This window comes from Bacillus sp. COPE52 (assembly GCF_003355115.1).
GTDB classification, from domain to species: Bacteria; Bacillota; Bacilli; order Bacillales; family Bacillaceae_G; genus Bacillus_A; species Bacillus_A toyonensis.
Genome location: NZ_CP031292.1, coordinates 5720256 through 5735219, shown reverse-complemented (window position 1 = coordinate 5735219; position 14964 = coordinate 5720256). Strand labels below are relative to the sequence as shown.

Sequence of the window (14964 nt, the reverse complement as noted above, 5' to 3'; positions counted from 1 at the left end):
GTAGTATTTCTTGGTGGTGGGAATAAATAATTAATGAAGAGGGCAGGCATCTTTATGATGATGGCTTTCTTTTTATAAATAATAATCAGATTTATTTGTAAATAAATAAAATGTCATAGAATCTTCATTCTAATTTAATTAGTTTTTTTATGTATAATATGGGAAAATTAAGTGGTACCAGTAATTATATCCATGGGATAATTTTACAAGAAATGTAAGCGGGAATGTCTATCTAAAAAAGATGTCCATGTGCTTATAATTTTTAGACAAGGTTCAGTTGGAAGAGTAGTAGGTTTTAATAATATTACTGAAAGAAGCCGAATTCACCATACTTATTCATATAACAAGGGAGTAGTAAATAAAATGTCAAACAAAGATAAATCAAATATATTTGAAAAAACATTTGGTGAACTACTAGAAAACAACAAAGAAGAGAATGATGCGGTGATTTATCAATCGAGAGATAAATTAGAAGAGGTCTTGTTAAGAGCAGAAGGGAAAAAAATCTTATCGCATGAAGATAGGGAAAAATCAACTGAGGGGTATATTTCTCCTTCCATTAAAGATGAAAAGTTGGAAGAGTTTGTAGGTGAAATGCCATTACCTCCTATTAATAGAGAACAAGAATCAAGGGCTGTATCTATTGGTTTACAAGAAATTCGGGAAATGAAGGAGTATATGTTGTATATTCATCGTTATATGATTAATGAATTTAATCGAATTTATGCTTCATTTCCAATTCTGTTTGCAAAAGACTTTGAAGATAAATTCGGCACTGCTCATAAGGAATTAGCCACAATAATGGAAGATATCGAGCGTTTCATTATTGGAGATATTTATAATGTAGAGGCAGTGAAAAATGATTTTAAACTCGTTCAAACCCTCGAAGGAAAGCGGCTGTCAATCCTCTATGATTTTTTAGAATATCAAAATAATAAAAAATTACAATAAGGACTTGTAAAATCAAGTGTAAGTGCTTATATTCTGTTTGGACATTTTATATTATGGTGTAAATGATTTTTAAGGTAAAACAACTGTTACAAATTTTGCGTAGGGATGAGGTAGTTTATATGGAGAACAAACAAATCGTATCATATAATGCACAATCAAGAGGTCATAAGACAAAGGGGAATACATACAAAGAACGTTACGTCGAGAATACATGCCCGGAGTGTCAAAATCCTCGTGCATATAAAGATGAATGGAAAACAAGGATTAAGTATACATGCTTAAAGCGTGCTTGCCGTCATCAGTGGTTTGAAAAGAAAGAGTTTCCTGAAGTTAAAGAATAAAAATAATGTATAAAGAGTCCGTTCTTTTAGGAGGGCTCTTTTTTATTTTACTTCTCTATAAAAACTTCTAACCTTCTCACTACTGTAACAACAGAAATATAATAATGAGAGGACTTGATTCAAAATGAAAACAAAAATTAAAAAGGGAAAAATAATACAGAACTGTTTAAAAGTCACGGCAGCAACCGTAGTGGCTAGCGGTGTAGGATTTCAATTTTATGAGATTCAAGAGTTAAACAAAGAAGTGAAATCCTTAGAGAAAAACCATAAACAAACTGTCCTAGAATTAAAAACCGCGAATGAAAACAACAAAGTATTAGAAGAACAAAAAAAACAAATTGCAGCTAATACAGAACAGCTTTCTATTGAATTAGAAGAAATAAAAAATGAAAACGAAGCTATTAATGAGGGGAAACATCAGTCTCAAGAAGAGAATCAGAAACTTCAAGCAGAGAATGCAGATTTAGCTAAGCAATTGCGCGAAGCGAAGGAATCTGCCAGGCCAGTGATGCCTGAAAAAACATCATCAGACAAATCTGATCCTCCTACTGCTAAAGATACTAGTGTTTCTAGAACGATTATGGGGATTGGTACTGCTTATACATTAAACGAGCCAGGAGTTACAGGTATAACAGCTTCAGGTAAGACAATACAACCAGGTATGATTGCAATGGATCGCTCGGTTCCAATGGGAACAAGAGTAAGAATTACATGTGATTCTTATCCATATATTAACGGAATTTACACTGTCGAAGATCGAGGTGGTGCTATAAAAGGAAACATAGTAGACATTTATATGACAGATGCTGACAGAATGAATGACTTTGGACGAAGAGATATCAAGATAGAATTTCTTAACTAGTTGATGATATGGATATCATTGGGCACGGTTGCTGAGAAAATCAGGAGAATATTAGAAGGAAAAGCAATTTTGGTATAACTATTATTTAGGTAAACAAACTGAAAGAAGTACAATGAATAGCGTAATACTTTATATTAAGAAAAATAGAATTAAAAAAGTTTTATAAAAATGGCCCATTGTATTATTTGATGGGCCATTTTTATGCATTCCTCAAAGAACGCGAAGTAAGTAGGAGAAGATGAGTTTGTTTCGGACAAGAGATGACAGGAGCCATATTAATTTTTCCACATACATAAAGTGGTACTATGTACCGAATGTATGTTTGGTGTATAATAGACCTATATCGAAATGGAGGTGAAAGAAATGAGGCGCAATAAAGTATCTAAATTTTGTATCTAACCAAATTAAGCACAGGCACTGGTAACTAATAAAATAGTTGGCTATTTACATGTTATATTCAATCACTTTCTATTCTCTTTGGGATAACGTATACAAAGATACAGGGAAAGGTTTGACATAGGGTATATGCTTTCACAAACTTTCTGCCATGAAGAAAGTGTTTATTTTGCCAAAAGAAGTGGATAGTATTGCGATTCAGTCGTCTATTTGCAACATTGCGGATGCATATACACTTTTTTTCAAAAACTAAACAGTATCCTGGGTTTCAAATCTAATAAGAACGAAGGAATCTTCTCATTAAAATAAACAGCTAGTAAAGGTAGCTAGAATTCATTAATATATGGAAAATTATTTGGACAAAGTCTCAAATTAAAGAATGAAGCGATAAGGTTTCTAACCGCATGGACTGTGAAGATGGTCTAATAAATTAGAATTCCAGAGAAATCTTTATTTAGGAATTTTCTCTTCTAAACGAAGTGAAAGTGTAGGCAGTTGAGTAAAGTATGTAATATAAATAGGAAGGAAAACGTTTTTCCACTAAATGAAATAAAAGTCTATACATCAGAAGAATTGAAAGATAAAATGGAACTTGACCTAAACCAACATTTAAAACAGGTAGTTGAAATGCCGAGTATGCTAGGTGTTTCACTAAGAATGGATTATGAAAGTATTGCTTCTATTTCAGATTGGTATGTAAATAAGAAAAAGCTATCGATTATATTGGCAGAAATACTGAATTAATTAGATTTTTTCTATACGATGACGTACTTAAATGTAGGATTAAATTCATTAGTGGCAAATATGTCGTGAAAGATGATTGAAGTGTGTAAACATTTATAAGTATGCTTTCAATCTTGAATAGGTAGGGCAGAATTTTAGGAATACGACAAAAGTGAGAAAATGAAGCACAATGTAGAATTACTCCAAGTTTTAAAAGAGGATTTAAGCAGAAAAGTTAATGTACATGTAGTTATAAAAAGTGTTTCACGTATAAAGGTTAAAAAATAATATGAGGAATTTGGACGATACTTATAAGATTGAACGTTACTCGTAAGTAGTACCTTTTACAGACATTAATTGCATTATGTACAAAAAAACTATGGAAAGATAAACGAATTCACTGCTTAATTTCGCCTTCTAACAGGGGATTTTTTGCGTTGTTTTCAAACATTTCGCACTTAAAAGACCTGTGGGAGGGAGAAAATTGTACAGATTATTATTACTTGAAGATGAAGTTGAAATCGGTAGCACACTTGAAATGATTTTAAGAAGCGAAAATTATCATATTGATTGGTTTACTACTGGTGATGAAGCAGTGAATGCTGCTGTATCTAATGATTATGACTTAATGATATTAGATGTCATGTTAAAGAAAACAGTGGGAGAGTTAAATACTCGTATTTCAAATGGCCTTGAAGTTGCAAGGTTAGTGAATCAAAAAAAGAAAATTCCATATTTACTCCTGACATCAAGAAGCGAACCGCTAGATATTATGCAAGGCTTAGATATGGGAGCAGAAGACTATATAACAAAACCATATGACTTAACGGTGTTGCTTGCGAGAATTCGAACAGTTTTAAGAAGAAGTTGTAGTAACGATATTTCTAACGGAGGAATTACTCGATGCGGTAATATTGAGATTAATTTATTAACGCACAAAGTAATTGTTGAGGGTAAGCATGTTCATTTAACTAAACAACTTTTCGAATTATTACATTACTTCATCATTCATAAGGGACAAATTATTTCTAAAGAAGAATTATATAAAAATATTTGGGGATATGATCCTTCAGAACTTCAAGAAACAAATACTCTGGAAGTAAATATCCGTAGGTTAAGAAATTCACTTGATGTTGATATAATTAAAACAGTTCGAGGTAAGGGTTATGTTCTTGAAGTCTCTAGTTGCTAGAAGGATAAAAAATAATAAATTACATATGAAGATAATGGCGGTGGCAGTCATTGCTGTTACCTTAATTACAATACCCATTCAGCTACTATTTTTTGTTTCTGTTGTTTTAAAAAATGGGGAAGAAGCGTTTAGTCATATGAAGTACAGGGCGATTCAGATTGAAAATGAAGCGTGGAGAATTGGCGGGGTTGATAAGATACATCAGGAATTTTTTGATGGAATTCTATTGAAAGGTGAAGAAATAAAAGTTTCATCTGCAGCAAAAAACACTGAATACACTTTCTACATTAAACAAAACGAAGAAGAAATAAGTAGTGTAGATAAATACTTTGCAGCCTTTTTAATAGAAACTTTAGTTAAAAGACATCAAAAAGAAATAAATAAATTAGGTAACATATCAATTCGTAACGATGAAACAAACGGCCTTTATTATATGACTTATAAGCATACTTTTAAACATAGAGATAATAATGAAACAATTATAGTAAAAAGAAACGTAACACCAATTGTTATAAAGCTAATAGAGAAATATCAAAAAGAATTTTTTATTTACTTATTGTATTTCATTATTGCTATAAGTATATTTATCTATTTTGGGCTGGGCCTAGTATTTCGCTTCTTTGGGAAAGCTCTTGAAAAATCATTTGTGGAGTTAAAAGAAAAGGATTACAAGGCTAGAATAGACATAAAGGATAGTTATGGAAAAGAAATAAGCAATGTTCAGCATAAAATCAATGATATTCTCGAGCAAATGCAAAATAATATTGAAGTTAATATAGAGTCCATGCAGGATGTTTCACATGAGGTAAACAATAAGTTAACCTCAATTAAACAATCTATTGATGTGCTACGATTTTACGGAACAAATAATAAACTAATTGTAGAACAAAAATTAAAGTCAATAGATGATAATATTGAACAAATTACAAAAGTTATGTCTACATTTCTCGATCTTGCAAAATTAGACCGGGGAATTTATATGGATGCTACAAAATCTCGGGATGTAAAAGAAATGATTGAGAATTACCTACAATATATAAAAAAGGTTTTTCCTGATTTTGATTTTATTGGTAAATATGATGTAAGCTCGCCAATTATTCATTTTAATAAAGAACATTTTGTATTAGCCTTAAATCCTATCATTGAAAATGCAGTTAGGTATTCATTGCATAGTAATGAGATAGTCATTCATATTCGAGAAGGTAAATATTCAAACTATGTATATATTGATATTATTAATTGGGGTATTCAAATCGAAAAAGAGGAAATCCCACAGTTATTTAATAGATATTACAGAGGGAAGAATATTGAAAATTCAATGAAAGGGTTCGGAATGGGTTTAACAATATCCAAAAAAGTGATGCATTTATATAAGGGGAAAATTCATGTAAAGAGTTATGAAGATGGCAAAAACATTTTTACATTAATCATACCCTTGCATCAGGAATCGAGAGGTGATACCTAATGGGAAATAAGATTAGGAAATTTCTCAATAATTTTGTGAAACGTGATAAACTACGTGTGCAAGTAGTTTTATTAACCCTTATACTTGTTCTTGTTTCAGCAATACCAGTCAATTTATTTTCTATTTATAATGAGCTACAACTAACAACTCAAAGAGAATTTGAATCTATGTTTTCCAGGGTAGAGAAAATACAGGACAAAATAGTTTCTTCAGGAATAGGTGCATCACAGGAACTTGATTCTGAGTTCTTTAAGCAGATTAGCTATCCAGGTGAATCAATGAAAATTCGCATGGGTGAACAAGGAGCACAAGATTATCATTATGCAGCTGAGTATGAACAGAATGATAAATTTGGTATGTTTGAAGCTCAAATACTGACCTTATTCGTCCCAACCTTTTTTGATTCTATTAAAGCACATATGAAATCACTAGATGCTACTGCTGATAAAGATAGTTATAGTTTTTATATTGATGAAAAAAATAAAGCATATGGTGAGATTTTACATTCTTTTAAACATAAAGGTCATTATGACACGATAATCATAAAAAAAGATATAACACCTAATTTGAAGATGCAAATGGTTAATAGCATGGAAAACTTCTTATATATGTTCATTTGGTTTTTCTTCTTTTCAGTTGTGTCAGTATTAGTATGTTTAAAATTTATTTTTAAACCATTACAAAGTGCAATCGATTCAAGTTTTGAAAATGTAGTAGATAATAATTATCAAACAAGGATTGAAGATCCTTTGTATGGAGAAGAAATATCAAAAATTGTTCATCGTTTTAATGCAGTATTAGACAGGATGCATGAGCTTGTACAAAACAATCTTAATTCCATGCAAGATGTATCGCATGAGATAAAGACATATCTTACGGCAATCAAACAATCTGTTGATGTTATTAAAATATATGGAAAAAGTGATGATAAACTAGTTGCTGAAAAACTAAATGCTATTGAAGATAATATAATTAGAGGAACGGCCATTATATCAACTACGCTGGAACTAGCCCGTTTGAAACAAATCCCAAATATTGATAGTGCCAATTACTATGACGTGAAATATTTAGTAAATTTCTTGTTAAGATTTAAGCAAGAAACCTATCCGAGTTTTATTTTTGAGACAGACTATGATTCTGAAGAAGTTGAGATATTTATAGACAGGAACCATTTTTTCTTAATGATGAATCCAATTCTTGATAATGCTGTTAAGTATTCAATGAATTCAAATATAGTTAAAATAGATACTATTTCTAAAAGAACTGATAATATGGTATATATTTCTATCACCAATACGGGGGTTGTTATTGATCAAAAAGAGATTCCTTTTCTCTTCGATCGTTATTATCGTGGGAAAAATTTGGGGAATTCAAAACAAGGATCTGGTTTAGGCTTGACCATAGCTAAAGAAGTAATGAATCTGTATAAAGGTCGAATAACTGTTCATGGCACAGCAGATGGAGTAACATCTTTTATATTAAGTTTTCCAAAGGCCATTAGAAGAGAAGACTCAGGAAATTTATCCTGAGTCTTTTTATTTTGATGGTGAGAAATAATAATTATATAGATACATTAATCTTAGGTGGCAAAGTATTTGTTGGAGTAATTTGAAAAATAATTTTTTGGGATTATAACTAGGGGCTGGACTTTTTCTACCCCAATCTACTTCAAACTTGCTGTACATTCAAACAATAGAGATTGAATGTATTCATCTTGTGGAACTTTAACGCTCGTATTTTTTTAAGTGGGCTAAGATATACTCCATTTTTGCAGTTGAGTCATTTGAATTTTGTTTGCGTTGGTACTCTGCAATTTCTTGGAATAGACTTTCTTCAAGAGCTTGAATGTCATCTCTATTATAGTTCATTATTTCATCCATCTCCAATGTATATATGAGGTTGAGCAAGTCATCAATTTTCTCTTCATCTACTATAAGTCTGGAGAATTCTTCAAGAGATAAATCTACCCCTATATTACCACGGTAAATCTTCAAGCAACCACACCTCCCTTATGTAAGTCTACAAATACCTAACATAGACAGCATCTCTGAAATCATTGTATCTCTTACTTTTTGTATCTCTTAATTTATAGATGAAACTGATTTTATAGGAAGTGTCTTATTTCTTTACTTTACCGGTACTATAAAAGATTTTACGCTAACTAATCGTGTAGATAGGTTCTATCTCAGTCCTATATTTTTTTATTTTCTCAAAAAGAGTTTCAATTCACTCAATTCTTCTGTATTTTCTTTTTAGAGAGTTTTTAAGAAGAGAATTTTTAAATCTTAATTCAAAACGGTTATATCGTCGTTATCTGTAATTTCTATAACTTTTCACCTCAAACGTTAATAAATTTAAGCACAATAATTCCTTCCTGGACTAACTTATTTTAAGAATTTGAACCATTAGAAATGAGGGTGTAAAGTATTATCTAAAATATTTAAAGGTGAGTTAGCTCAATTTAGCATTTATAAGAAAAGGTACCTTTTAGCTTTTTAGCAAATGTGGTATAAAGGAAGATGGAGTGCTTGAGGGAGGAATTAGTCATGAATAAGCAAGAAGCGATAGAGATCATTAAGAATTCTTTTTATCATTTAATGTTCGAAGAAAATGTTAAAGTGGGTTCAATTAATGTTCTTTTGTATTTTCCATCTATAGGCATAGCAGTGTTAGAACCTAATAAAGATCGAAGACACTTACTTACAGAGGATAATATTGAAGATATGGATGAGCTCTATATTAAAAAAGAATTAAAAGCTAAACCCATTTATTTAGATTTTGAAAACGATGAATTCAATATTGGATTTGTTATCAATGACATACTGTTGGAGGCAAGATTTGCACCAGCAGAGAATTTTTTGGAGAGTAGAGGTACCTAAGAGAAGGGGGTTAATTATTACATAAATCTTTTTGAAAGTCTCAAAATTTAATTATTGAGTCCTATTATAGGAGTATAAGACTTATCTTTCTTGATATGTACCTCACTATAAATGAACTATACTTGAAAGAAAGAGACGTATTTACGTCTCTCTTTTATTTTGAGGAAAATATAAGGTTTGTGAATTTCTGGTATAACTCTAAGTTAGAATGTAACGTTTTAAAATCAAAAAGAGCTTGTTCCTCTTAATTATTAAATTGAAAAGTTAGGCGAACAAGTTAATTTACTAGAAGAAAGCACAGTGTTTTATAATCAAGTCCAACAGAGTGTGTTGCAATAAAATGTTTAGGTAATAGGTTTAAATATTTTACTTATTGTGAAATTAAAATAGTGGACACAGTAAAGAAGACTATGCTTTAAAAGGATTAAGAAAATTTGTATTCATAGAGATTTCCCTTTTTTAGAACATCTTAAAATTAAAGAGAGAAAAGAAATTTAAATTTTTATTTATTTGGTAAAAAATATCAAAATTTTGTTTTAATTTCTTATTATTTTTTATATAATAAGAACATCAGTTCGTAAATGGTAGAAAAATCATAAACTAACAGAACAAGAGGGAATAGGAAAATGAGAGAAATGAGATATGGGTTATCGGGATATTTAGCACCGGATGGTATTTTCTATGAATGTGATTACGGTAAGCATAGCGAACTTGCCAATGAGCTTATTGAAAAATATAAAATAAAAAATAAAACGAACTATAACGAAATTGCAACTAGAGGAGAATTTTTAAAATTTGGCACATATCCTTGGTCAAGTAAAGAGGGGTGTAGTGGTTGCCACGTTTTTAAAAGTCTATTCCACCCATTATCTAATAAGCAATCTATATGGATAAATGAGAATTTGGATAAACTTACTGACAACCAACGTTCTGAATTGAATAGATTACTTGATCAAGAAGGGCTCATAAGAAATAAATTAGCTATGGAGAGTAAGAAAGATGTGGAAAAAATACAGATTTCATATAGAGTTGGTACAAGATTATCAGCTGTCGGTGTTTAACGCTAACATTTTTATTAATTTTACTTAAATAGATAAAAAGTATTAATTAAATAGTTTATTGATGCGGTCGTCTGAGTTAATAAATTTAGGAAAATGACAGCCTAGAAATACTAGGTTTAATCAAAAGGAAATTAAATTGTGGGGATAAGAACAATTAGAAAAGGAATTTGACTTATACTTTTCAGTTGATAACACTTGCTTGTTTAAAGCACATTAACTTTGTGTATTGAAGTGACTTTGAGGTTTCGAAATAAAATGTAACCGTAATGGATAACAAACTCATTTTGGTGCAGTTACTAAAATTTTTGAATTCGATGAAGAAGTTTATGTTCCAACATAGCATAAATAACATATAGACGTGTATTTGACGTGGTACTATATGAGCATCATATAAAAAGAAAACACGTCAATTAAAAACATATTATGGTTAATCTAATGATATTAATTATTTCAGGTGTATACAGTAGATGCCAGATGATATCTTCTCAAGATACGAGGTATTTGGGGATTTTTTAAGAATCTATTAAATGATTCCAATCTACATATCGATTAATTATGCTGGTGATGATGTATTTCTTTCGTATCTTACAATAGTGTATAACCTGTTTATAGGATTTGAGCTAAATCCTTAATATAGTATTACAATTCTTTGTATAAATGCAGGCCGTTGAGTTTGCGGACACGATCATATTCAAGGTAATTTTGGAAAAGAAGATATTTAATTTCATATGAATATAATTGGTTGCCCGAATTATTATTCTAATTACCTTAAAAAAATGTAATACCAGAAGGGATGAAAAATGAATACAAACCATTTGGTATTGAAGCATTTTATAATTTGGGCATAATAAAAAACCACGATTACTCGTAGTTTTCTTTTTTACTAACTTTAATCTTAACACTTTCAATTTCTTTCTCTAGATAATCAAAGTTTTGAGTGACTTTGTTTTCTAAGCTAGTGAAATTGAATTGTACCTCTTTTAATGTTGTAGCAATACCTTCAAGCTGTTGGGTGTTCTTTTCTAAGTTTACGAATAATTCTCTTTCACGATTGTCAGAGCGAAGCCGATCTTCCGCTATCATTTTATAATGGTCTTCACGCTGTTCTTTCATGTTTTCATTCATAGAGGTGATTTGTTCCTTGTGACTATCACTAACACTACGAACATATCCCATAACCTTTATGGACATAAAGATAACAAATAGCATGATAATCGCAAAGAGAACCATAAAAGGTTTATCACCCTCAGTAATGCTAACAAAAATCTTTTCGATAATGCCAATTTCATTCGGAGTCATGCAGCGACTACCTCCTTATCTGGAGCTAAATTTGTAATCCGTCGCAGTAGTTCATCATGGGACAAGGTTTGCACATGAAACTTCACCTGCTTTTTTCGGTACGAACTCCTTTTAGTACGCCCTTAAGGCGTTTTGCTTTATTCTCGTCTCTATATAAAGACAAATGTTTATCTGTGCAATGTAAAAATAAAAGAATTAATCAAGCTTGGATTAGAATAGTTCATAAAAAGGATAATAGTAGTTACCCGTAGACTATGTTTGAGGGGAAATTTAGAGGAAGTATCTGTTTTGTTATTGTTGATTTTAAAATTAATAATTTGCATCAATCAATAATTGTGTGATTCAATTGATGAACTTTCCAATCAGTTTAAATTCGTCTGTTAGGAATAGGTTGTCTTAAATGGGAATAGTTATTTCGGGATATCTATGTTTTCTTTGTAGAAAACATAGATAATTTCTATACCCGGATTTAAAATCTGTGATGTTTGTTGTTGGTTTATTCATATACGTGAAGGTAAGAAGGGTCTAATTGCTTCAAAAATCAAGTAATATTGGTACGTATTTTTTATTCAAACCATTCAATCGTATCTTCACATTGTTTTACTGTTGCTTCGTAATCAATCTCGCTCATCTTTTGTTCTTCTTCTATTAATGAAGAAATAGATTTTACCAATTGTTTAGCTAGTAAATTGTCGGAGTTTTTGAGTCGATACAATAATCGAACCTTGTTTTGAAAAGAATAGTTCGCCCATTCGTCTTCTCCGATATATATATTAACTTGTGGTTTATCTGAATTATTGTTTTCAATGTATTCGATCATTTTTTAAGCGCTCCAATTGCTATATTCACTTGCTGGATCTTCATGAGCATAAGAACCACAAACGGGGCAACCTTTTGTATCTCGCTCATCAATTACATACTCGATTACGTACTCTTGGGAACAGTTTAAGCATTCTACCCATTTTTCTGAAAATTCATATTCTTTTCTTTGACTTTTCAATTTTTATCACCTCTCTTACACGTATACAACAACCTTTAGTAATGTATATTGTCAAATTCTTGTTTGGACAATTCCTAACTGTAGTTCATGTTTAGTATTGATTTTTTAATAAAGGAAAGGTTGTAATAAGTTATTGTTGAGTGGTGGTGTTGAAAATGAATTATATGAAGAAGATTGATGAAGCGATTGAGTTATTCAAAAATTTAATTAGTGCAACTACAAATGAAGCAAAGTCAGCTGTTCTTGCAACTAACCAGGACAACGAGATTGCTGATAAACTTTTAGTTCTTTTAAAGAATAAAACGTTATATCTTCCAGCTCTAACTTTGTTGCCGTCCATTACTAAGAATGACAGCAATAAACGTTTAAGGAATTATGTTAGCTTTGTTAATGCTATTGATAAGTTAGAAGGCAAAGAGCTAAATGCATATGTCTTTGATTACGTACTTCGTCATATTGATGAGGAAGAATTGAAAATGTACAAAGCTATTTTAACGAATGCTGACTTAGTACCAGTTGTTAAAGAACCAGTGGATGAGACTGTGTTAGAAGAAAAAATTCAAGAAGAAGTGACTCAAGGAGAAAAGGTTCAAGAAGACGTTGAGTCAGCATAATTCTATATTTATGAAAAAACAAGCTGATAAGAGTTTCGGCTTGTTTTTTTATCTTGACTTTCTTCTAAAAAAGGTTATGTTACAAACGCTCCTGTGAGAGAAGCAAGACGTGAGACCAAAATGAATAATCAAATGATTGTCCTTGCTCTAATGGTTATGGATGAAATTGTAAATTTAAAAAATCCTCACAGAAAAAACAACTATGAATCTAATTATGAAAAACAAGTTATTAATGATATTGGAATTCGGCAAAATGAGTAGGGTTCAAGTGAGCAGGTGAGCGTTTCTTAAATTCGAATAGGAGGCATTTTTCTCTTTAAAAGCGTGATATAGTCTCAATTTGTGTAGTGAAATGTGGCTACACGTAATGGTGCGGGTTAGATGTAGTGAATCTACCTCAGGATAGTGGAATCCGTAAAGATTCTATATGAAGTAAAATTTGTAATGTTTTGCTACAAAGAAGTGTCTTGCTACGTGGCCAACAATCAACAGATTATTAGCTACGACCTGACATCCAAAATAAACAATCAGTTTATGAGGTTCATATTATTAAAAATAATTTAAGTAGTTTTGGAGAGAGACTTTTCTTCGAATTCATAGCTAAAATGGCATATTTGAGGGGAGTTTCTGGAGCAGGAGATAAGTACTATGCTCAAATGGTAAATGGAGAGAGAGGAAGAAATGAAATATGAAGAAATTTATTGAGTCATTAAAAAAAGAAATAAAAGAAATTCTTGACTGCTGCAAGCAACCTTTATGGAAATTAAGATATTTCTTTTATGGATGGGCATTGGGGGGAGTTATAGGTACGGCTTATTTTTACAAAATTGGTGAGATAGATGAATATGGAGTGCTTCTTCGTATAACCGCAGCCATAATTTTGTTTCTTCTCCCATTGGCTTATGGAGAGAAAAATGAGGTAGGATCTGGTTGAATCTATTGTTTAATGTTTATTCTGATATCAAGACAATGGAATCATTTATGTAACAAAAGCTGATTTGTGAGGCAGGCAAAGAAGTACTGTAGAGGAACTATAACAAGATAAAAGAATTTCCAGGCCATCTTTATATACATGCATTGGGATTGAAAAGATTCCAAGAAAGAAAAATGGCATCTTTGTTAAGAAAAAAAGAGTAATTCTATACCGCAGTGGTGCATATGCACATTACTTGGAAGGTTTTTGAATTTTTAAATGGGTGTTTAATGGGTGACCTAAAAAGGAAATAAAAAGAATATATGATGAAGAAAAATATCATCACTTTAATTTGCATAGGTTTAGTTGCTGATGGAAAAGGGAAGAGAACCCTTCTTACTGGAATAATATTGTCGACGTTATCCAGTCGAGAGCTCGTGGTTTAGAAGATTGAGTGTTATATAGCAATAGCTTATATATAATGTAGCGTTCATCATATGATTTTAATCCTCATATGTGCTTGTTATGTTATTTACTCCTTTTTACTTCTCTCTTTTCTTGGGGGCCTCTAATTAGAGGTCCCTATTTTTTTGCTAAAATTGGAAAGGTGGTTTGCAATATGATAGTAGGCGATATTATTGTCGTAAGTGGAAAGTCTCTTATCTCAAAGATGATTCAAAAGGTGGCAGGTTCCAAGTGGACACATGTAGCTTTGTATATTGGTGGAGGATATATCATAGAGATAGATTGGAATACTAAATCCTCTATAGTAAGGGAGACATATTCTATTAGTAATTTAGAATGCATGGTGTTAAGAAATAAGAATGCGTTAACGAAAGAAAAACAAGAAATTATTATCTCTACAGCGGTTTCATATCAGAGAAAAGGTTTTCAATATGATTGGCTCCGATTAATTTCTCTATATTTAAAGTCGAAATTTCCAAATAGCAAACTAATAGATAAACTAGATAGAAGGAATAAATTTATTTGTACAGAACTGGTGGATGAGATTTTAAAAGAAGCAGGTATTGATCTTTTTCCAAACCAAGGCGGGGATATTTTCCCTCATGACTACCTCACTTGTGAACAATTAATAGCGTTGAATAAAGTTAAATGGTCGAGTTATAAGAAGGCTAACTGAATCTTTTTACCCAAGTAGTTGACCCTGTAAGTTGTTAACTATTTATGTTTTATTCTTACTTTTGGTGTTACTTTCTTAATGTTAATGACAAGAAGACCATCAATTTCAAGGTGCTCCTATTTATACT

17 protein-coding genes and 1 pseudogene are annotated in these 14964 nt (G+C 31.2%); 14 read left to right on the top strand and 4 right to left on the bottom strand.

The window, feature by feature from the left end; genetic code table 11:
* Window positions 1–363 precede the first annotated feature (363 nt).
* From DPQ31_RS28875 to DPQ31_RS28845, 8 genes and pseudogenes are all read left to right on the top strand, one after another.
* A complete protein-coding gene (locus tag DPQ31_RS28875) occupies window positions 364–951 on the top strand; it encodes a hypothetical protein (RefSeq protein ID WP_198130964.1) in 588 nt (195 codons plus the stop codon).
* A 119-nt stretch (window positions 952–1070) separates the two neighbouring features.
* Window positions 1071–1292, top strand: a complete 222-nt coding sequence (locus tag DPQ31_RS28870; protein WP_000428645.1) for a zinc ribbon domain-containing protein — start codon at window positions 1071–1073, stop codon at window positions 1290–1292.
* 124 nt (window positions 1293–1416) lie between these two features.
* Window positions 1417–2154 (top strand): 3D domain-containing protein, encoded by a 738-nt coding sequence (locus DPQ31_RS28865; protein WP_098806135.1) that lies wholly within the window; start codon window positions 1417–1419, stop codon window positions 2152–2154.
* A gap of 417 nt (window positions 2155–2571) precedes the next feature.
* Window positions 2572–2835: pseudogene (locus tag DPQ31_RS29595) on the top strand (hypothetical protein); the annotation flags it as partial.
* 210 nt (window positions 2836–3045) lie between these two features.
* Window positions 3046–3294 carry a hypothetical protein gene (locus DPQ31_RS28860; RefSeq protein WP_208731433.1) on the top strand — a complete coding sequence of 83 codons (249 nt, stop codon included), beginning with the start codon at window positions 3046–3048 and terminating at the stop codon, window positions 3292–3294.
* A 463-nt stretch (window positions 3295–3757) separates the two neighbouring features.
* Window positions 3758–4465 carry a response regulator transcription factor gene (locus tag DPQ31_RS28855; RefSeq protein WP_012259945.1) on the top strand — a complete coding sequence of 236 codons (708 nt, stop codon included), beginning with the start codon at window positions 3758–3760 and terminating at the stop codon, window positions 4463–4465.
* Window positions 4440–5930: a sensor histidine kinase gene (locus tag DPQ31_RS28850; RefSeq protein ID WP_208731432.1), complete on the top strand. Its 1491-nt coding sequence runs from the start codon at window positions 4440–4442 to the stop codon at window positions 5928–5930. Before DPQ31_RS28855 ends, DPQ31_RS28850 begins: the two co-directional genes overlap by 26 nt.
* Entirely contained in the window at window positions 5930–7459 is a 1530-nt protein-coding gene (locus tag DPQ31_RS28845) for a sensor histidine kinase (protein WP_098806132.1), read from the top strand. The genes DPQ31_RS28850 and DPQ31_RS28845 overlap by 1 nt, the downstream gene beginning before the upstream one ends.
* A gap of 195 nt (window positions 7460–7654) precedes the next feature.
* On the opposite strand, the gene DPQ31_RS28840 is transcribed toward DPQ31_RS28845, so the two are convergent.
* Window positions 7655–7924, bottom strand: coding sequence for a hypothetical protein (locus DPQ31_RS28840; RefSeq protein WP_097882128.1), 270 nt, complete (start codon window positions 7922–7924; stop codon window positions 7655–7657).
* Window positions 7925–8476: 552 nt separating this feature from the next.
* On the opposite strand from DPQ31_RS28840, the gene DPQ31_RS28835 reads away from it, so the two are divergent.
* Window positions 8477–8809: a hypothetical protein gene (locus DPQ31_RS28835; RefSeq protein WP_001041141.1), complete on the top strand. Its 333-nt coding sequence runs from the start codon at window positions 8477–8479 to the stop codon at window positions 8807–8809.
* Between the two features lie 626 nt (window positions 8810–9435).
* Window positions 9436–9870, top strand: coding sequence for a hypothetical protein (locus tag DPQ31_RS28830; RefSeq protein WP_208731431.1), 435 nt, complete (start codon window positions 9436–9438; stop codon window positions 9868–9870).
* 861 nt (window positions 9871–10731) lie between these two features.
* On the opposite strand, the gene DPQ31_RS28825 is transcribed toward DPQ31_RS28830, so the two are convergent.
* The 3 genes from DPQ31_RS28825 to DPQ31_RS28815 form a co-directional block, all read right to left on the bottom strand.
* Window positions 10732–11169 (bottom strand): hypothetical protein, encoded by a 438-nt coding sequence (locus DPQ31_RS28825; RefSeq protein ID WP_097881409.1) that lies wholly within the window; start codon window positions 11167–11169, stop codon window positions 10732–10734.
* Between the two features lie 565 nt (window positions 11170–11734).
* Entirely contained in the window at window positions 11735–11989 is a 255-nt protein-coding gene (locus tag DPQ31_RS28820) for a hypothetical protein (protein WP_098000093.1), read from the bottom strand.
* Between the two features lie 3 nt (window positions 11990–11992).
* Window positions 11993–12169: a hypothetical protein gene (locus tag DPQ31_RS28815; protein ID WP_000842045.1), complete on the bottom strand. Its 177-nt coding sequence runs from the start codon at window positions 12167–12169 to the stop codon at window positions 11993–11995.
* A 155-nt stretch (window positions 12170–12324) separates the two neighbouring features.
* On the opposite strand from DPQ31_RS28815, the gene DPQ31_RS28810 reads away from it, so the two are divergent.
* The 4 genes from DPQ31_RS28810 to DPQ31_RS28795 all read left to right on the top strand — a co-directional run bounded on the left by DPQ31_RS28810 (window position 12325) and on the right by DPQ31_RS28795 (window position 14837).
* The gene (locus DPQ31_RS28810) at window positions 12325–12783 is read left to right on the top strand and encodes a hypothetical protein (RefSeq protein ID WP_098126724.1); all 459 of its coding nucleotides are present in this window, start codon (window positions 12325–12327) and stop codon (window positions 12781–12783) included.
* Between the two features lie 120 nt (window positions 12784–12903).
* Window positions 12904–13044 (top strand): hypothetical protein, encoded by a 141-nt coding sequence (locus tag DPQ31_RS28805; protein ID WP_176546839.1) that lies wholly within the window; start codon window positions 12904–12906, stop codon window positions 13042–13044.
* A gap of 427 nt (window positions 13045–13471) precedes the next feature.
* Window positions 13472–13717, top strand: a complete 246-nt coding sequence (locus tag DPQ31_RS28800; RefSeq protein WP_098000095.1) for a hypothetical protein — start codon at window positions 13472–13474, stop codon at window positions 13715–13717.
* A 598-nt stretch (window positions 13718–14315) separates the two neighbouring features.
* Window positions 14316–14837, top strand: a complete 522-nt coding sequence (locus DPQ31_RS28795; protein ID WP_208731430.1) for a C40 family peptidase — start codon at window positions 14316–14318, stop codon at window positions 14835–14837.
* Window positions 14838–14964 lie beyond the last annotated feature (127 nt).